Raw genomic sequence first — 18,532 nt, forward strand, 5'->3', positions numbered from 1 at the left:
GGGTCAGTCGAACTGATCCCCCACCGCCATCACCATCAGCCCCGCGATCAGCAGCCACAGCGCCCTGCGGGTCCGCCCGCGCGAGCCGAGGACGGCGGCGAGTGCGCAGGCACCGGCGCCGCAGGCGTAGGCCACCGGCACGAGGGCCGGGGTGGAGCCGGTGAGGCGGAGCAGCGCCGCGGCCACCCCGGCCAGGGCGAGCACGGCCCCGGTGCCGACCGCGGCCCACCTGGCCCGCCGGGCCCCCCGAAGGGCGTCGTCGCCCTGCTCGCCCTGTTCGGCGTCTTCGGCGTCGTCGCCGTGTCCGGCGTCTTCGGCGTGTCCGGCGTCTTCGGCGTGTCCGGCGTCTTCGGCGTCGTCGCCGTGTCCGGCGTCTTCGGCGTCTTCGGCGTCTTCGGCGTCTTCGGCGTCTTCGGCGTCTTCGGCGTCTTCGGCGTGAGTGTCCGGGGGCGGGTCGGAATCAGTGCGTCCACTCATGGCGCGGGAGCGTAGCGCCCCGGGCTCGCAAACCCGGATGCGGGGGCGCGTGGCCGCCTGTTACCGTCCGTCGGTCCGACGCTCCGCGGCAGCCCGCCGCCCCGGCCGAAGCAGGTGCTTTGATGACGGTCCGCCCGATCTCCGACGCAACCCCTTTTTCCCCGCACGGACCCAAGGAGCCCGTTCACCGATGTCGGACATCACATCGAACACCCCGCACGACGACCTCGCTAGCCGCCTGACGCTGCCCCGGTACCCGCGCAGCAGCACCTACGACGCCCGCTGGACCGTCGAGAACGCGATGGGCCCGCACGCGCTGTGGCTGCTGGAGTGGCTCGCCCCGGCCCTCGGCCTCGACACCCTGCGCCCCGGCGCCCGGGTGCTCGACCTGGGCTGCGGACGCGCCATGACGTCCGTCTTCCTGGCCAGGGAGTACGACGTCCGGGTCACCGCGGCCGACCTGTGGATCAGGCCCGGGGAGAACGCGCGCCGTATCGCCGAGGCGGGCGTCGCCGACCGGGTGCTGCCGGTCCTCGCCGAGGCACACGACCTGCCCTTCGGCGACGAGAGCTTCGACGCGATCGTCTCCATCGACGCGTACCAGTACTTCGGCACCGACGATCTGTACCTGCCGTCCCTGACCCGGCTGCTGAAGCCGGGCGGGCGGATCGGTGTCGTCGTCCCGGCGATGCGTGAGGAGATCGAGGGCACCGAACCGCCGGAGCACCTGAAGCCCTTCTGGGACCCCGCGTTCTGGTGCTTCCACACCCCCGCCTGGTGGCGCCGTCACTGGACCCGCAGCGCGGCCGTGGAGGTCGAGACGGCCGACTGGCTGCCGGACGGCTGGCGGGAGTGGCTGCTCTGGTGCGACGTCGTCGCCGAGGAGAGCACGGAGGAGTTCCACGTGCGGTCGAGCCGTGAGAGCGCGCGGATGCTGCGCGTGGACGAGGGCCGCATGCTGGGCTTCGCCCGCGTGGTGGGGCGTCGGCCCTGACCGTGTGAGGCATGTGGCGCCGACCGCGTGCGAGAACTGATCGACGGAAGAGGGGGACGCGTCGAATCCGATGCGTCCCCCTCTTCCGTTCCCGTGCGGCGCCCGGGGATCAGCCCTCGGCGACGCCCAGCTTCTCCAGAATCAGCTCCTTGACGCGGGCCGCGTCCGCCTGGCCGCGGGTGGCCTTCATGACCGCGCCGACCAGCGCGCCGGCCGCCGCCACCTTGCCGCCACGGATCTTGTCCGCGACGCCCGGGTTGCCGGCGATGGCCTCCTCCACGGCGGCGGTGAGCGCGCCGTCGTCGGAGACGACCTTCAGGCCGCGCTTCTCGACCACCTCGTCCGGAGTGCCCTCACCGGCGAGGACGCCCAGGATGACCTGGCGGGCCAGCTTGTCGTTCAGGTCGCCGGAGGTCACCAGCTCGGCGACCCGGGCGACCTGCTCCGGCGTGATCGTCAGCTCGTCGAGCGCCTTGCCCGACTCGTTGGCGCTGCGGGCCAGCTCGCCCATCCACCACTTGCGGGCGGAGGCCGCGTCGGCGCCCGCGTCGATCGTGGCGACGATCGGGTCCAGCGCACCGGCGTTGAGGATCGCCTGCATGTCGGTGCCGGAGATCCCCCACTCCTCGCGGAGCCGGCTGCGGCGCACCAGCGGCAGCTCGGGCAGCCCGGCGCGCAGTTCCTCGACCCACTCGCGGGACGGGGCGACGGGGACCAGGTCGGGCTCCGGGAAGTACCGGTAGTCCTCGGCCTCCTCCTTCACGCGACCGGAGGTCGTCGACCCCGTGTCCTCGTGGAAGTGCCGGGTCTCCTGGATGATCGTCCCGCCGTCGTTCAGCACGGCGGCGTGCCGCTGGATCTCGAAGCGGGCCGCGCGCTCCACGGACCGCAGCGAGTTGACGTTCTTCGTCTCCGAGCGGGTGCCGAACTTCTCCCGGCCGTGCGGGCGCAGCGACAGGTTGACGTCGCAGCGCATCTGGCCCATCTCCATCCGGGCCTCGGACACCCCGAGCGCACGGATGAGCTCGCGCAGCTCACGGACGTAGGCGCGGGCGACCTCGGGGGCGCGCTCGCCCGCTCCCTCGATCGGCTTGGTGACGATCTCGATCAGCGGGATGCCGGCCCGGTTGTAGTCGAGCAGGGAGTGGGACGCGCCGTGGATACGGCCGGTGGCGCCGCCGACGTGCGTCGACTTGCCGGTGTCCTCCTCCATGTGGGCGCGCTCGATGTCCACGCGGAAGGTTTCGCCGTCCTCCAGCTGCACGTCGAGGTAGCCGTCGAAGGCGATCGGCTCGTCGTACTGGGAGGTCTGGAAGTTCTTCGGCATGTCCGGATAGAAGTAGTTCTTCCGGGCGAAGCGGCACCACTCGGCGATCTCGCAGTTCAGCGCGAGACCGATCTTGATGGCGGACTCGACCCCGGTCGCGTTGACGACCGGGAGCGCGCCCGGCATGCCGAGGCAGGTGGGGCAGGTCTGGGTGTTCGGGTCGGCGCCGAGCGTGGTCGAGCAGCCGCAGAACATCTTGGTCCTGGTGCCGAGTTCGACATGGACCTCGAGGCCCATGACGGGGTCGTACGACGCCAGCGCGTCCTCGTACGACACCAGGTCGGTCGTGATGGTCACGGTGTAACTTCCCTCTCAGCCCAGCAGGACGTCGTCGTCGCCCAGCCGCTTCAGCTCGCGGTACAGGATGGCGAGGCCGGTGACGATCGCGGCGGCGGACACGGTGGCGTCGATCAGGACCAGGGTGTCCTTCTCGTGCCGCGCCTTCTTGAGGCGCTTGGCGACACCGAACGCGCTGAACGCGGTACCGGCCATGGCCAGATACGTGCCGGACCTGGACTTCGTGAAACCCTTGGCCTTGGTCAGTGCACTCACAACGACGGAGCCTCCTCGATCAGCGGGTGGCCCCACTTTTCCACGAAGGCCGCCTCGACGGCTGCGCCCACCTTGTAGAGGCGGTCGTCCTTCATGACCGGGGCGATGATCTGCAGTCCGACCGGCAGGTTGTCCTCGGGCGCGAGGCCGCAGGGCAGCGACATGGCCGCGTTGCCCGCCAGGTTGGTCGGGATGGTGCACAGGTCGGCGAGGTACATCGCCATCGGGTCGTCGGCGCGCTCGCCGATCGCGAAGGCGGTGGTGGGCGTCGTCGGGGAGACGATCACGTCGACCTGTTCGAACGCCGTGTCGAAGTCCTGCTTGATCAGCGTACGGACCTTCTGGGCGCTGCCGTAGTACGCGTCGTAGTAGCCGGAGCTGAGCGCGTACGTGCCGAGCATGATGCGGCGCTTGACCTCGGGGCCGAAGCCGGCCTCGCGGGTCAGCGAGGTGACCTCCTCGGCGGAGTGCGTGCCGTCGTCGCCGGTCCGCAGGCCGTAGCGCAGGCCGTCGAAGCGGGCGAGGTTGGAGGAGCACTCGGACGGCGCGATCAGGTAGTACGCCGACAGCGCGAGGTCGAAGGACGGGCAGTCCAGCTCGACGATCTCGGCGCCGAGTTCCTTCAGCAGGGCGACGGTCTCGTCGAACCGCTGGATGACGCCGGCCTGGTAGCCCTCGCCGCGGAACTGCTGGACGACACCGACGCGCATGCCGGTGACCGAACCGTTGCGGGCGGCCTCGACGACCGGCGGGACCGGGGCGTCGATGGAGGTGGAGTCGAGCGGGTCGTGCCCGGCGATGACCTCGTGCAGCAGGGCCGCGTCCAGGACCGTGCGGGCGCAGGGGCCGCCCTGGTCGAGGGAGGAGGAGAACGCCACCATGCCGTAGCGGGAGACCGCGCCGTAGGTCGGCTTCACGCCGACCGTGCCGGTGACGGAGGCCGGCTGGCGGATGGAGCCGCCGGTGTCGGTGCCGATGGCGAGGGGGGCCTGGAAGGAGGCGAGCGCGGCGCTCGACCCGCCGCCGGAGCCGCCGGGGATCTTGGTGAGGTCCCAGGGGTTGCCGGTCGGTCCGTAGGCACTGTTCTCGGTGGAGGACCCCATGGCGAACTCGTCCATGTTGGTCTTGCCGAGGATGACGACGTCGGCGGCCTTGAGCCGCTTGGTGAGCGTCGCGTCGTACGGCGGGATCCAGCCCTCGAGGAGCTTGGAGCCGACGGTGGTCGGGATGCCCTCGGTGGTGAAGATGTCCTTGAGCGCGAGGGGGACGCCGGCCAGCGGGCCGAGCTTCTCCCCCTTGGCGCGCTTCTCGTCGACGGCGCGGGCCTGGGCGAGAGCGCCCTCGCGGTCGACGTGCAGGAAGGCGTGCACCTTCTCGTCGACGGCCTCGATCCGGGCCAGGTGTGCCTCGGTGACCTCGACGGCCGTGAGCTCGCCGGAGGCGATCCTCGCGGCGGTGTCGGCGGCCGTGAGCTTGATGATGTCCGTCATGGAATTCAGTCCTCCCCCAGGATCTGCGGCACCTTGAAACGCTGCTGCTCCTGGGCCGGGGCGCCGGAGAGCGCCTGCGCGGGGGTGAGCGAGGGACGGACCTCGTCCGGGCGCATGACGTTCGTCAGCGGGAGCGGGTGCGAGGTCGGCGGTACGTCTTGGTCGGCGACTTCGCTGACGCGGGCCACCGCGCCGATGATGTCGTCGAGCTGGCCTGCGAAGTGGTCGAGCTCTTCGGGCTTCAGCTCCAGACGCGCCAGCCGGGCGAGGTGGGCGACCTCCTCGCGCGTGATGCCAGGCATGCAGCGTTCCTCTGGGGTGAGTGTGCGGTTCGGGCTAGGGCCTGCCGCCGCGTTCCGGGCGGCCGGGCGTGGCGCGGTCCGCGGGAAGGTGACGACAGGCCCCAATCCTATGGGTCGCCGCCCCGTACCCGTGAAACGGTTTCCCCGCGCCTCCCGAAAGCGGGACGCCTCACGGCTTCAGGCCGGGCGGCCGAAGTCGTCGGTGACTGCTGCCGGGAGGGCGACTGCCGGGCGCTGCCAGCCGCGGGAGCCGCGGGCGAGGAGCCAGGCCGTGGTTTCGTCGGGCGGCATCGCGGCCGCGACCAGCCAGCCCTGGACGGCGTCGCAGCCGAGGTCGCGCAGGCGTTCCCAGGTCTCGTCGTCCTCGACGCCCTCGGCGACGACGAGCAGTCCGAGCGAGTGGGCGAGGTCGACGGTGCAGCGCACGATCTCGGCGTCCTCGGTGTCGACGGCCAGCCTGGCCACGAACGAGCGGTCGATCTTCAGCTCGCTGACGGGCAGCCGCCGCAGGTGCACGAGGGAGGAGTAGCCGGTGCCGAAGTCGTCGAGGGACATCTTCACCCCGTGCCCGGTCAGTCCGTTGAGGGTGTCGGCGGCGCGCTGCGGGTCCTCCAGGAGGACGTTCTCGGTGATCTCGAGCTGGAGCGCTCCCGCCGGAACCCCGTGCCGGGCCAGTCGCGCCGCGACGGAGCCGGCGAAGCCGGGGCTGTGGACGTCGCGCGGGGAGACGTTGACCGCGACCGGCACGAACAGGCCCTGGGCACGCCACCGGGCGACCTGCCCGAGGGCGGTCTCCAGCACGTAGTCGGTGAGCTGCGGCATCAGGCCGGAGGACTCGGCGATGGCTATGAACTCGTCCGGCGGCACCTTGCCGCGCTCCGGGTGCACCCAGCGGACCAGGGCCTCCAGGCCCGCGACCTGTCCGTCGAAGCGGACCTTGGGCTGGTAGTGGAGCTGGACCTCGTGTGCGTCCAGGGCCCGGCGCAGGTCGCCCAGGAGTCCCAGCCGGTCGGGGGTGTTGGAGTCCCGCTTGGACTCGTAGACCTCGACGCCCGTGCGGTCCCGTTTGGCCTGGTACATCGCCACGTCCGCGCGCCGCAGCAGGCCCTCGGCGTCGAGGGCGTGGTCGGGGAACACGGCGACGCCCGCGCTGGCCTCCAGCACGAGGGTGAGGCCGTCGAGGTCGAGCGGTGAGCTGAGGGCGGACACCAGACTGCGGGCGACCCGGGTCGCCGACGTGATGGAGTCGGCGACCGGCAGTAAGACGGCGAACTCGTCGCCGCCGAGCCGCGCGGCCTCCGCCCCGCGCGGCAGGGCCAGCCTCAGCCGGTCGGCGATCTGCAGCAGCAGCCGGTCACCCGCGAGGTGACCGAGCGTGTCATTGACCGATCGGAACCGGTCGAGGTCGATCAGCATGAGGGTGGTGCGGGCGTCGGCGCGCTCGGCGTCGTCCAGCGCGGTCCAGATGCGCTCGAGGAGCCACTGGCGGTTGGGCAGTCCGGTCAGGGGATCGCGCAACTGCTCCTCCGCGCGGGCCCTGGCCATCCACAGCATGGAGTCGAGCGCGATCAGCGGGATGGCGAACAGCGGCAGGACGACCGGCCGGGCGTCGGCGACCACGCAGATCAGCGGCGCTATGCCGAGCAGCGCCACCGCGACCAGGCCCTGTCTGACCAGGGCGGTGCGGGCGACCGTGGGCAGTCCGCCCCGCGGGACGTGCAGGTACCAGTAGAGGGTGCGGGTGACCGTGAGATACGCGGCGGCGACGAGCACCACTTCGAAGGCGGTGTGCAGCCCCCAGGTGTCCGGAGTCGCGGGGGACTCGACGGACGGTACGGATCCGAGCAGGGCCAGCACCAGCGCGCCGGCGCCGATGCCGAGCAGGTCCACCGCGCCGTGCAGGATGCCGTGCCGCCAGCGGCCGCGCCGGGCCATGCCGACCAGCACGACCACGGTGAGGCTGACCATGCCGGCCGGGACCCAGCCGTAGAGCAGCAGCACGGCGAGGGTGACGGCGGCACCCGAGCCGGTGCCGCCCCACCAGCGGGAGCGGCCCAGCATCACCAGGTGGCCGACGACGATCCCGGTCAGTACGGCCAGGGACCAGCCGACGCGGCCGGACGGGAAGAGCGCGTGACCGCCGGTGAACGCTCCGAGGACGCCGGCGCCGAGCACGAACGCGGCGGCCGAGACGACCGCGGTGGGCAACGCGGGCCAGGACAGGTGCCGTTCCGCGTGTGCTTCGGACAGCCCGGGACCGTCCGCGGACAGTCCGGTGGCGAGCCGGGGCACTCCGGGGCCCCGCCCGGCGCCCGGCTGTCCGGCCGCCGGCTGCCCCGCGGGCCGTCCCGTCCCACGTCCGCGCCACCGTGCGGCCGCCGTGCGGCGCAGGCCCAGGCGCAGCCGTGAGCCCGGGGCGGCGCTCTCGGTGGGTTTCATTCCCGTCCCTCTCACAGCCGGCGGTGCCCACGCCACACGGCTCGATGCCTGACAACCCCCGGCGGCTCCGTGATAGAAAGCCCTTCCACGGTGCCGCCACGAACACAGGGATGCCCCGACCGCAGCTGGGCACGGCGGGCGCACCTCCCAACAGTAGGCCGCGGAAGGCTTCCAGGGGCACGGTCGCCGACGGTTGCCCGAATGCACCCCAGGCGCCCGTATCCATCTGGTATGCGCCGATCGGGTGGCCTTTCCCCGCTGCTTCTCGCCTGTTCCCCGGCTGCTCCCCCACTACTCCGCGGACTGTTGCGCGGACTGCTCCTCGACGGGCAGCGCCGCGTCGGCCGCCGCCCGTGGCCCTTCGTCGAGCAGGACGGTGAAGCCCTCCTCGTTCAGGACCGGTACCTTGAGCTGCATCGCCTTGTCGTACTTCGACCCCGGGTTGTCGCCCACGACGACGAAGGACGTCTTCTTCGAGACCGAGCCGGTCACCTTCGCTCCGCGGCTCTGCAGCGCCTCCTTCGCGCCGTCCCGGGTGAAGTGCTCCAGGGTGCCGGTCACCACGACCGTCAGCCCTTCGAGCGGGCGCGGGCCCTCGTCCTCGCCGGCCCCCTCGTCCTCCATGCGGACACCGGCCGCCCGCCACTTGCGGATGATCTCGCGGTGCCACTCCTCGGCGAACCACTGCTTGACGGAGGCGGCGATGATGCCGCCGACGCCCTCGGTGTCGGCCAGTTCCTTCTCGGTGGCCTGCTCGATCCGGTCGATGGACCGGAACTCCCGGGCCAGCGCCTCCGACGCGACCGGGCCGACGTGCCGGATCGACAGACCGGTGAGGACCCGGGCGAGCGGGCGCTCCTTGGCCGCCGCGATGTTCGCCAGCATCGCGACCGCGTTCTTGCGCGGTTCGCCCTCCTGGTTGGCGAAGACGGTGGCGGTCTTCTCCTCGCCCGTCTTCGGGTCCCGCTTGGGCAGGCCGCTGTCCTGGTCGAGGACGTACGCCCTGATGGGCAGCAGTTGGTCGACGGTGAGGTCGAAGAGGTCGCCCTCGTCCTTCAGCGGCGGGTCGGCGGGCTCGAGGGGCCCGGTGAGCGCCGCGGCGGCGACATAGCCGAAGTGCTCGATGTCCAGCGCCTTGCGGCCCGCGAGATAGAACAGGCGCTCCCGCAGCTGGGCCGGACAGGTACGGGCGTTGGGGCAGCGCAGGTCGACGTCACCCTCCTTCATCGGCCGCAGCGGCGTACCGCACTCCGGGCACTCGGCCGGCATCACGAAAGCGCGCTCACTGCCGTCGCGCAGGTCGGCGACCGGACCGAGGATCTCCGGGATGACGTCACCGGCCTTGCGCAGCACCACCGTGTCCCCGATGAGGACGCCCTTGGCCTTGACCACGTCCTGGTTGTGCAGCGTGGCGAACTCCACCTCGGAGCCGGCCACGGTGACCGGCTCGACCTGCGCGTACGGCGTGACCCTGCCCGTACGGCCGACGCCCACGCGGATGTTGACGAGTTTGGTGTTGACCTCCTCGGGCGCGTACTTGTACGCGATGGCCCAGCGCGGTGCGCGCGAGGTGGAGCCGAGGCGGCCCTGGAGCGGGATCTCGTCGAGCTTGATCACCGCGCCGTCGATCTCGTGCGCCACGGAGTGCCGGTTCTCGCCGTAGTGCGCGATGAACTCCCGTACGCCGGCGAGGCCCCCGACCACACGGTTGTGCGCGGAGGTGGGCAGGCCCCAGGTCTTCAGCAGGTCGTACGCCTCGGAGAGGCGGGCGAGGCCCTCGAAGCCCTCCAGGGCGCCGATGCCGTGGACGACCATGTGCAGGGGGCGGGTGGCGGTGACGCGCGGGTCCTTCTGGCGCAGCGAACCGGCCGCCGCGTTGCGCGGGTTGGCGAAGGGCTTGTCGCCGGCCTCCACCAGGCGGGCGTTGAGGCCCTGGAACTCCTCCATCGGGAAGAAGACCTCGCCGCGGATCTCCACGAGGGCGGGTACGTCGTCGCCCTTCAGGCGGTCCGGGATCTCGGTGATCGTCCGCACGTTGGGCGTGATGTCCTCGCCGGTGCGGCCGTCACCGCGGGTCGCCGCGCGGACCAGGCGCCCGTGCTCGTAGGTGAGGTTCACGGCGAGGCCGTCGACCTTCAGCTCGCACAGGAAGTGGAACTCCTGCTCGCCCAGCTCCCGGTGGATGCGCTCGGCCCAGGCGGCGAGGTCGTCGTCGTTGAAGGTGTTGTCGAGGGAGAGCATGCGGGAGCGGTGCTGGACGGACGTGAACTCCGTCGCGTACGCCCCGGCGACCTTCTGGGTCGGGGAGTCGGGGGTGCGCAGCTCCGGGAACCGCTCCTCCAGCTCCTCCAGTTCGCGCAGCAGCCGGTCGAACTCGGCGTCGCTGACGACGGGCGCGTCGTTCACGTAGTACCGGAAGCGGTGCTCCTCGATCTGCTCGGCGAGCCGGGCGTGCTGCTCCCGCGCCTCGGCCGGCACGCTCGTCGTCTCCGCCTGCTGGTCACCCGCCACCGTGTGTCCTTCCGTCACTCTGGGTTGTCCGCGAGGGATCTCGCCGCCCGGACGCAGTGCGCGTAGGCGGTGCGCGCGTACTCCGGGGACGCCCCCGCGAGTCCGCACGCCGGGGTGACCGTGACCGCCTCCGCGAGGAGGCCCGGTCGCAGACCCAGCCTGCGCCACAGCGTTCTGACACCCGTGACGCTACCGGCAGGGTCCGACAACGGGCCGTCCGTGCCCGGCACCACACCGGTGAACAGCCGGGTACCGCTCTCGACCGCCTCCCCGATCGTCTCGTCGTCACGTTCGGTGAGGAGCGAGAAGTCGAAGGAGACCGCCTGCGCTCCCGCCCGCCGCAGCAGGGCGAACGGCACGTCGGGTGCGCACGAGTGGACCACGACCGGGCCGCCGTCGTGCACCGCGAACACGTCCCTCAGCCCGGACTCGGCGACCTGGCGGTCCACCGCGCGGTGGGTGCGGTAGCCGCTGGCGCTGCGCACCCGGCCGCGCAGGACGTCGGTGAGGGACGGTTCGTCGAGCTGGAGGACGAGCCGCGCGCCGGGCACGCGCCGGCTCACCTCGGCGAGGTGCAGGCGCAGCCCTTCGGTGAGCGAGGCGGCCAGGTCCCGGCAGGCACCGGGGTCGGAGAGGGCCGCCTCGCCGTTGCGCAGCTCCAGGTGGGCGGCGAGCGTCCAGGGGCCGACGGCCTGCACCTTCAGCGGGCCCTCGTACCCCTGGGTGTACTCCTCCAGCGCGTCGAGGTCCTCGCCGAGCCAGGAGCGGGCCCGCTTGGTGTCGCGTCCGGGCCGGTCCCCGAACCGCCAGCCGCTGGGCTCCACGCGCGCGTACAGCTCGACGAGCATCCCGGCGGTCCGTCCGATCATGTCCGCGCCGGGTCCCCGGGCGGGCAGTTCGGGCAGGAAGGGGAAGTCCTCGAAGCTTCCGGTGACGGTCTTGACGGCCTCGCGGGCGTCCCCGCCCGGCATGGACCCGACCCCGGTCGCGGCCCCGAACCTGAACTGGCTGTTTTCGCTCACCCGAGAAGCGTACGGAACGGGTGGCGGGGCCGGTGTCCCGGCCGGGCCGCGGGGAGCGCGCCCGGCGGCACGGACGGTTCCGCCCCCGGCCGCAGGGCGGGCGGGCAGTCGGCCTGCCCCCGACGGTCCGCACACCCGGTGGGACGGCGTCCCCGAAGCGCCCGGCCGTGCGCCCGTGGGTCAGCGCCCGGCCCCCGGCCCCGGCCGCACGGTCAGGTCGTTGACCTCCGCGTCCCGGGGCAGGTCGAGGGCCATGACGATGGTCGTGGCGACCGACTCGGGGTCGATCCACCGACCGGCGTCGTAGTCCTTGCCCTCCTGCTGGTGGACCTTGGCCTGCATGGGACTGGCGGTGCGGCCGGGGTGGACCGAGGTGACGCGGACGCCGCCCGCGTGCTCCTCCTCGCGCAGGGAGTCGGCGAGGGCCTTCAGGCCGTGCTTGGAGGCCGCGTAGGCACCCCACCGGGCGTGGGCGTTCAGGCCGGCGCCGGAGTTGACGAAGACCACGTGTCCGCGGCTCGCGCGCAGCTGGGGCAGGAAGTGCCGGGTGAGTTCGGCGGGGGCGACGAGGTTGACGTCGAGCTGGTGCCGCCAGGTCTTGGGGGTCAGCTCGCCGACCCCGCCGAGGTCGACGACGCCGGCGACGTGCAGCAGGGAGTCCACCCGGTCCGGGAGGGACTGGTGGGAGAAGGCCCAGCTGAGCCTCTCGGGGTCCGCCAGGTCGCCGACGAGGGTCCGCGCGCCGGGGAACTCGGCCGCCAGTTCCTTCGCACGGCCCGCCGAGCGCGCGTGCAGGACGAGGTCGTCCCCGCGCGCGTGCAGCCGGCGGGCGACGGCCGCGCCGATGCCGGAGCCTGCTCCGGTGATCACATGTGTAGGCATGTCCGCCATGCTCGCATCACGCACGGCTTACTCGATGCCCCGGCTCTCCTCCAGGTACGCCAGCGCCCCGACGGGCTCCTCGGCGAAGAACACCAGGTCGGTGAGGGCGCGGGGCAGGAAGCCCTCGTCCTCCATCCGCCGGAACTGGGTCTTGAGGCCGTCGTAGAAGCCCGCGCTGTTCAGCAGGACCACCGGCTTGTCCGTGTGCCCGTGCTTCTTCAGCTCGAGGATCTCGGTGGCCTCGTCGAGCGTGCCGGTACCACCCACCATGATCACCACCGCGTCGGCCTTCTCCAGGAGCAGCCGCTTGCGCTCCGCCAGGTCGGGGGCGATCAGCATCTCGTCGGCGTTCCGGCGTGCCTTCGCCGCCAGGAACTCCACGGAGACGCCGAGGAGCCGGCCGCCCGCCTCCTGCACGCCGTCGGCGACGACCTTCATCAGACCGGTGTCGGAGCCGCCCCACACCAGCGTGTGGCCGCCCTTGCCGAGCAGCTGCGCGAACTCCCGCGCGGGACGTGTGTAGCGCTCGTCGAGATCGGCGGCGGAGAGGAAGACACAGATGTTCACCGGTCCAGGGTACGGGCCCGGCCCTGCGGGGAGGGGAAGAATTCGGCGTCGCCGGACGCTGCACCGTCCGGCGTCCTGGCCGGTCGGTGTTCAGCCTTCCCCGCCGTCCCGGATGCCCCTGACCCGGCCGACCGAGGAGCGTGGACCGTGACCGTAGGACACCGCATCACCGTCGAACGGAGCGAGCGGCACGTGCGGGTGGTGCACGGCGGGGAGGTTCTGGCCGAGAGCGACCGGGCGCTGGTCCTGCGCGAGACGGGCTGTCCCCCGCGGTACTACATCCCGTCCGGGGACGTACGGCTCGACCTGCTGACCCCGTCCGGCACCCGCACCCACTGCCCCTTCAAGGGCACCGCGTCCTACTGGTCACGGCCGGACGCGCCCGACCTCGTGTGGGCGTACCCGGACCCGAAGCCGGACGTCGCCGGCATCAAGGACCATTTGTGCTTCTACGAGGTGGAAGTCCGATGATCGGATAGAAGGGTTGCGATCGTCGGACGCGCGGCCCGCCTCACCGACGATCGGGCCGCGGTGCGGCAGTCTGCTGAGACATGGACAAGAACATCGTTTCGCGTGACGGCACCCACATCGCCCACGAGAGCGCCGGACGGGGTTCCGTGGTCGTCCTCGTCAGCGGCGCGATGTCGACGGGCGCCACGGTGGCCCCGCTGGCCGCGCCGCTCTCGGAGCGGTTCCGGGTCGTCGTGTACGACCGCCGGGGCCGCGGTGCGAGCGGGGACACGGCCCCGTACGCGGTGGAACGCGAGGTCGAGGACCTGGCGGCGCTGATCGGGGCGGTGGGCGGACAGGCGTCGCTGTACGGCGTCTCCTCGGGCGGCGCGCTGGCGCTGCGCGCGGCGGCGAGCGGTCTTCCGGTGCGGCACGTCGCCGTGTACGAGACGCCGTACGCGATGTCCGAGGAGGATCTGAGGGAGCGCGCGCGGTACACCGAGCGCCTGACGGAAGCACTCGGGGACGGGCGCCGCGGGGACGCGGTGGAACTCTTCCTCCGCCTCACCGGACTGAGCGAGGCGGTGATCGAGGGCGCCCGCCAGTCCCCCCTGTGGGCCGGTATGGAGTCGATCGCGCCGAGCCTCGCCCACGACGACGCGGTCATGGGCGACGGCGGCGTCCCGGTGAAGCTGCTGGCGTCGGTTCCCGTGCCGGTGCTCTCCATCGCGGGCGACGCGAGCCCGGCCTGGATGCGCGAGGCCGCCCGGGCCGTCGCGGACGCCGTCCCCCACGGCACCTGCCGCACCCTGGCGGGCCAGACCCACATGGTGGAACCGGACGTCCTGGCCCCGGTGCTGGCGGAGTTCTTCACGTCATGAGGCGTGGCGAGGCCGGGCCGCGCGGATCGCGGGGGAAGTGCAGCTCGTACTTCGGGAGGCACTTCGGCGGCGGGCACCGGGCCGCCGGGAAAGCGCTCCGCCGTCTGCGTCGCTGTCGGTGTCCCGGTGGCTGAGGACACGGGCTCCGGCTCCGGGGCCGGCGGTGGGCGGCGCCGGCCGTCGTCGTGAACAACGGAATGGGACAGCCGCCCCGTCGGGACGGCTGTCGGTTTCCCGTTCCTGCCGCTCCCGCCTGCCGCGTGGCGTTCACCCCGACCGTTCGAATCCAGCAGTGCGCTGCCACACCGTTGCGCCGCGTGCGCGACATGTGGGTGACGTTCGGTGAAGTGGTTCGAGTAGTGCCGCCCACCCGTTCGAGACCTTCCAGACAGGCTCTGGCCTGGCGAAACGACCGGTTCGCCACGCTGTGGAGCAGCAGCCGGCTGCCTACGCTGAGTTTCAGGGGGAGCCCTCCCCCTGTGCAGAACTCTCGAGGCTGAGGAGCACCGACTTGACCGACCTCGTACTGCTCGCGGGCGGATCGGTGACGATGACCCACCACATCACCGGTACCTACTTCATGTGCAACGACTGGCACGACGGTGTCGGCAACCACACCCAGACCTGGGCACAGGACCCGTTCGCCAAGGACAACACCTCGCACCGGTGGTTCCTGCGGCAGAACGCCGACGGCACCGTGCGCATCGAGTCGTACGCCAACCACCGCTGCCTCACCGCGGGGGCCAACCCGCCCGACACCGTGACCCTTCGAGAACGCACGGACAGCCTCAGCCAGCACTGGCGGCTGGTCTCCCAGGCAGAGCGGGGCAATGACTTCTACATGGTCTCGGTCGTGCACCCGCGCTACGCCCTGGCCATCGCGGACCACCTCCAGGGCAACGACCGGCTGGTAGGCCTGACCCGCATGTGGGGCGGACCGAACCTCTCCCAGCTGTGGCGGATCTACCCCTCGTCGGAGGACCGGGGATGACACCGGACGAGCACGCGCGCTGCCCCCTCGCGGGGAGTGCTGCCTGAAGCGTGCCGGTCAATCAGCGGGTGGCCGCCAAGCACCGGCCACGACGGCGGTGCAACGGCGGTCACCCGCTGCTGGACGTCACCGGCCCCCTTCCCCGAAGTCCCTTCAGGGCGGACCCGCGTGTCCACCGAGTCGACTGCGTGCCGCGAGCAGTCCGACTCCCCGCGGGCGGCAGTCCATCTGGTGATGCGACGGTGCGCGGCCGGCCCGGACGGGCCGAAGGCACGACGGTGCCGGGTCCGTCACCCGCTTCGAGGTCGAGTCGGGGTTCCCCGCCCGGTATCCCGTCCGGCGGACAGGCGGACAGGCGGCCCATCCTCGGACTGTGGGTTCCGGCCGGGAACCCGACGAGTTCAACTCCCCCGTCGTGGGTGGGATCGGACTCGTCCACGAGTTTCCAGCGTCACCGTGACAATCGCGCGTCCAGTCGGGCGGGTACCGCGCCCGGGTCAGACCGTCGTGGGCGTCCTCGTCGTGCGGGACGTCGACGCGATCGTCGCCGAGCCGACGACGCGGGTGCCGGCGTAGAGGACGACGGCCTGGCCGGGGGCCACGCCGCGGACCGGCTCCTTGAACGAGATCTCCAGGGTGCCGTCGTCGGTCGGTTCGGCGGTGACCTCGGTCTCGTCTCCGTGGGCGCGGAGCTGGGCGGTGTAGGTGCCGGGGCCGGTCGGGGCGGGACCGCACCAGCGGGGCCGGATCGCGGTGAGCGCGCCGACGTCGAGGGCGTCCGCGGGGCCGACGGTGACCGTGTTGGTCACCGGGGAGATGTCCAGGACGTACCGGGGCTTGCCGTCGGCGGCGGGGGTGCCGATCCGCAGGCCCTTGCGCTGGCCGATGGTGAAGCCGTGGGCGCCCTCGTGCGTGCCGACCCTGGTGCCGGACTCGTCGACGATGTCGCCCTCGGCCCGGCCCAGCCGGTTCGCGAGGAAGCCCTGGGTGTCGCCGTCGGCGATGAAGCAGATGTCGTGCGAGTCGGGCTTCTTGGCCACCGCCAGTCCCCTGCGCTCGGCCTCCGCGCGGATCTCGTCCTTGGTGGTGACCGTGTCGCCGAGCGGGAACATCGCGTGGGCGAGCTGCCGGTCGTCCAGTACGCCGAGGACGTACGACTGGTCCTTGGCCATGTCGGAGGCTCGGTGCAGCTCGCGCGTGCCGTCGGGCAGGGTGACCACGCGTGCGTAGTGGCCGGTGGCCACGGCGTCGAAGCCGAGGGCGAGGGCCTTGTCCAGCAGCGCGGCGAACTTGATCTTCTCGTTGCAGCGCAGGCACGGGTTGGGGGTGCGGCCGGCCTCGTACTCGGCGACGAAGTTCTCCACCACGTCCTCACGGAAGCGGTCGGCGAGGTCCCACACGTAGAACGGGATGCCGATGACGTCGGCGGCGCGGCGGGCGTCGCGCGAGTCCTCGATGGTGCAGCAGCCCCGCGCGCCCGTGCGGAAGGATTGGGGGTTCGCGGAGAGCGCGAGGTGGACGCCGGTCACGTCGTGTCCCGCTTCGGCGGCACGGGCTGCGGCCACGGCGGAGTCGACGCCGCCGGACATGGCGGCCAGTACCCGGAGGGGGCGGGGGCGGGAGGGCTGCGGGGTGTCAGTCATAACCCCTCCAGGGTACGGGGCACGGGAACCGGAGCCGCCGGGTATCCGTTGTTGCTCGCATGGGGGAGAGAAGACTTTCCAGGGACCGGGCCGCCAAGGACGGGGACCGTCGCATCGGCCGGCGGGCCCTGATCGTCGGCGGTGTGGCCGCCGCCGCGGGTACGGCCGTGCTGGCGCGGGACGAGCTGGGCCGCCTGTGGTGGAGGGTGCCCGGGGTGGAGAAGCCGCGCGAGGACGGTGTCGTCGACTTCTCGGGCGCGCGCTGGGTGGCGGCCTCGGACGCCAACTGGCGGCGCGCGGACCGGCCCGACGACTTCGGCATAGACATGGTGATCGTGCATGTCACCCAGGGCAGTTTCGACAGCGCGGTGCGGGCCTTCCAGGACCCCGGGCACCAGGCGGCGACGCACTACATCGTCGGCCAGGACGGACGCGTCACGCAGATGATCCGCGAGCTGGACGTGGCCTACCACGCGGGGAACCGCGACTACAACGAGCGCAGTATCGGCATCGAGCACGAGGGGTTCGTGGACCGGCCGCAGGACCTCACGGACGAGATGTACGAAGCCTCGGCCCGGCTCACGGCCCGTGTCTGCGCCCGGTACGACATCCCGGTCGACCGGGAGCACATCATCGGCCACATCGAGGTGCCGGGCACCGACCACACCGACCCGGGTCCGCACTGGGACTGGGACCGCTACATGAAGCTGGTCCGCCGGGCGCGTACGGCACAGGCCTGACGGACCCGCCCTGCCTGGTGGAGAGCGGAGGACCGTTACGTCAGCCCTGCCCGGCGGGCGCGTTCCACCGCCGGTCCGATGGTCTTGGCCAGGGCCTCGACGTCGGCACGGGTGGAGGTGTGGCCGAGGGAGAAGCGGAGGGTGCCGCGGGCCAGGTCCGGGTCGGTGCCGGTGGCCAGGAGGACGTGGCTGGGCTGGGCGACACCGGCGGTGCAGGCGGAGCCGGTGGAGCACTCGATGCCCTGGGCGTCGAGCAGGAGCAGCAGGGAGTCGCCCTCGCAGCCGGGGAACGTGAAGTGGGCGTTGGCCGGAAGCCGGCCCCCGGGCGCGGGGTCGCCGCCGAGAACGGCGTCAGGGACGGCCTCACGGACCGCGGCGACCAGTTCGTCGCGGAGCGCGCCGATCTCGTGGGCGAACCACTCCCGCTGCCGGGCGGCGAGCCGGCCGGCGACCGCGAAGGAGGCGATCGCGGGCACGTCGAGTGTGCCGGAGCGTACGTGCCGCTCCTGACCGCCGCCGTGCAGCACGGGTACGGGGGTGTACTCGCGGCCCAGGACCAGCGCTCCGATGCCGTACGGGCCGCCGATCTTGTGGCCCGAGACGGTCATCGCGGCGAGCCCCGACGAGGCGAAGTCCACGGGCACCTGGCCGAAGGCCTGGACGGCGTCGGAGTGCAGCGGGACGCCGAACCCGGCGGCGACCTCGGCGAGTTCGCGGACCGGCAGAATTGTCCCGATCTCGTTGTTGGCCCACATCACGGTGGCCAGGGCCACGTCGTCGGGATTGCGGGCGATCGCCTCGCGCAGGGCGTCCGGGTGGACCCTGCCGTGCGGGTCGACCGGCAGGTACTCGACGGTGGCGCCCTCGTGCTCGCCGAGCCAGTGGACGGCGTCCAGGACGGCATGGTGCTCGACAGGGCTGGCGAGGACCCGGGTGCGGGCCGGCTCGGCGTCGCGGCGGGCCCAGTACAGGCCCTTCACGGCGAGGTTGTCGGCCTCGGTCCCGCCCGAGGTGAAGACCACCTCGCTGGGGCGGGCGCCGAGGGCTTCGGCGAGGGCTTCGCGGGCCTCCTCGACACTCCGGCGGGCACGCCGGCCGGCGGCGTGGAGGGAGGAGGCGTTGCCGGTGACGCCGAGGTGCGCGGTGAGTGCCTCGACTGCCTCGGAAAGCATCGGGGTGGTCGCGGCGTGGTCGAGGTAAGCCATGGTGGGGCCGATTCTACGGGCCGCGCCCGGTGGTCCCGGGGTGCGGTCGGCCGGATACC

Annotated in this window: 17 protein-coding genes; 5 read left to right on the forward strand and 12 right to left on the reverse strand. The window is 72.3% G+C overall.

Annotation, left to right across the window (positions count from 1 at the left end; all coding sequences use genetic code 11):
• Positions 1-3: 3 nt before the first annotated feature.
• Complete coding sequence (locus tag ACFWVE_RS08090; protein WP_384009398.1) at positions 4-477, reverse strand: hypothetical protein; 474 nt, start codon at positions 475-477, stop codon at positions 4-6.
• Between the two features lie 190 nt (positions 478-667).
• Here ACFWVE_RS08090 and ACFWVE_RS08095 point away from each other — a divergent pair, with 190 nt between their 5' ends.
• Entirely contained in the window at positions 668-1,471 is an 804-nt protein-coding gene (locus ACFWVE_RS08095) for an SAM-dependent methyltransferase (RefSeq protein ID WP_384009399.1), read from the forward strand.
• A 109-nt stretch (positions 1,472-1,580) separates the two neighbouring features.
• On the opposite strand, the gene gatB is transcribed toward ACFWVE_RS08095, so the two are convergent.
• The 9 genes from gatB to ACFWVE_RS08140 all read right to left on the reverse strand — a co-directional run bounded on the left by gatB (position 1,581) and on the right by ACFWVE_RS08140 (position 12,563).
• The gene (gene gatB, locus ACFWVE_RS08100) at positions 1,581-3,095 is read right to left on the reverse strand and encodes an Asp-tRNA(Asn)/Glu-tRNA(Gln) amidotransferase subunit GatB (protein WP_384009401.1); all 1,515 of its coding nucleotides are present in this window, start codon (positions 3,093-3,095) and stop codon (positions 1,581-1,583) included.
• Positions 3,096-3,110: 15 nt separating this feature from the next.
• Positions 3,111-3,350, reverse strand: coding sequence for a hypothetical protein (locus ACFWVE_RS08105; protein WP_384009403.1), 240 nt, complete (start codon positions 3,348-3,350; stop codon positions 3,111-3,113).
• Complete coding sequence (gene gatA / locus ACFWVE_RS08110) at positions 3,347-4,840, reverse strand: Asp-tRNA(Asn)/Glu-tRNA(Gln) amidotransferase subunit GatA (protein ID WP_384009405.1); 1,494 nt, start codon at positions 4,838-4,840, stop codon at positions 3,347-3,349. The genes ACFWVE_RS08105 and gatA overlap by 4 nt, the downstream gene beginning before the upstream one ends.
• Positions 4,841-4,845: 5 nt before the next feature.
• Positions 4,846-5,142: an Asp-tRNA(Asn)/Glu-tRNA(Gln) amidotransferase subunit GatC gene (gene gatC, locus ACFWVE_RS08115; protein WP_042167914.1), complete on the reverse strand. Its 297-nt coding sequence runs from the start codon at positions 5,140-5,142 to the stop codon at positions 4,846-4,848.
• 177 nt (positions 5,143-5,319) lie between these two features.
• Positions 5,320-7,581, reverse strand: coding sequence for a putative bifunctional diguanylate cyclase/phosphodiesterase (locus ACFWVE_RS08120; RefSeq protein WP_384009407.1), 2,262 nt, complete (start codon positions 7,579-7,581; stop codon positions 5,320-5,322).
• Positions 7,582-7,872: 291 nt separating this feature from the next.
• Positions 7,873-10,092, reverse strand: a complete 2,220-nt coding sequence (ligA, locus tag ACFWVE_RS08125) for an NAD-dependent DNA ligase LigA (protein ID WP_384009409.1) — start codon at positions 10,090-10,092, stop codon at positions 7,873-7,875.
• 14 nt (positions 10,093-10,106) lie between these two features.
• Entirely contained in the window at positions 10,107-11,114 is a 1,008-nt protein-coding gene (locus ACFWVE_RS08130) for a methionine synthase (protein ID WP_384009411.1), read from the reverse strand.
• A gap of 180 nt (positions 11,115-11,294) precedes the next feature.
• Positions 11,295-12,005, reverse strand: coding sequence for an SDR family oxidoreductase (locus tag ACFWVE_RS08135; RefSeq protein WP_384009413.1), 711 nt, complete (start codon positions 12,003-12,005; stop codon positions 11,295-11,297).
• Between the two features lie 18 nt (positions 12,006-12,023).
• The gene (locus ACFWVE_RS08140; protein ID WP_384009415.1) at positions 12,024-12,563 is read right to left on the reverse strand and encodes a TIGR00730 family Rossman fold protein; all 540 of its coding nucleotides are present in this window, start codon (positions 12,561-12,563) and stop codon (positions 12,024-12,026) included.
• 147 nt (positions 12,564-12,710) lie between these two features.
• On the opposite strand from ACFWVE_RS08140, the gene ACFWVE_RS08145 reads away from it, so the two are divergent.
• From ACFWVE_RS08145 to ACFWVE_RS08155, 3 genes are all read left to right on the forward strand, one after another.
• Positions 12,711-13,034 (forward strand): DUF427 domain-containing protein, encoded by a 324-nt coding sequence (locus ACFWVE_RS08145; protein WP_384009417.1) that lies wholly within the window; start codon positions 12,711-12,713, stop codon positions 13,032-13,034.
• Positions 13,035-13,114: 80 nt separating this feature from the next.
• On the forward strand, positions 13,115-13,894 hold the full coding sequence (locus tag ACFWVE_RS08150; RefSeq protein WP_384009419.1) for an alpha/beta fold hydrolase: 780 nt from the start codon (positions 13,115-13,117) through the stop codon (positions 13,892-13,894).
• 511 nt (positions 13,895-14,405) lie between these two features.
• On the forward strand, positions 14,406-14,885 hold the full coding sequence (locus ACFWVE_RS08155; RefSeq protein ID WP_384009420.1) for an RICIN domain-containing protein: 480 nt from the start codon (positions 14,406-14,408) through the stop codon (positions 14,883-14,885).
• Between the two features lie 497 nt (positions 14,886-15,382).
• Here ACFWVE_RS08155 and mnmA read toward each other — a convergent pair whose 3' ends face one another.
• Positions 15,383-16,528: a tRNA 2-thiouridine(34) synthase MnmA gene (mnmA, locus tag ACFWVE_RS08160; RefSeq protein WP_384009422.1), complete on the reverse strand. Its 1,146-nt coding sequence runs from the start codon at positions 16,526-16,528 to the stop codon at positions 15,383-15,385.
• Between the two features lie 59 nt (positions 16,529-16,587).
• On the opposite strand from mnmA, the gene ACFWVE_RS08165 reads away from it, so the two are divergent.
• Positions 16,588-17,268 carry an N-acetylmuramoyl-L-alanine amidase gene (locus ACFWVE_RS08165; RefSeq protein ID WP_384009424.1) on the forward strand — a complete coding sequence of 227 codons (681 nt, stop codon included), beginning with the start codon at positions 16,588-16,590 and terminating at the stop codon, positions 17,266-17,268.
• A gap of 35 nt (positions 17,269-17,303) precedes the next feature.
• On the opposite strand, the gene ACFWVE_RS08170 is transcribed toward ACFWVE_RS08165, so the two are convergent.
• A complete protein-coding gene (locus tag ACFWVE_RS08170; RefSeq protein ID WP_384009426.1) occupies positions 17,304-18,473 on the reverse strand; it encodes a cysteine desulfurase family protein in 1,170 nt (389 codons plus the stop codon).
• Between the last annotated feature and the right edge of the window lie 59 nt (positions 18,474-18,532).

Source organism: Streptomyces sp. NPDC058632, assembly GCF_042717095.1.
Lineage (GTDB): Bacteria > Actinomycetota > Actinomycetes > Streptomycetales > Streptomycetaceae > Streptomyces.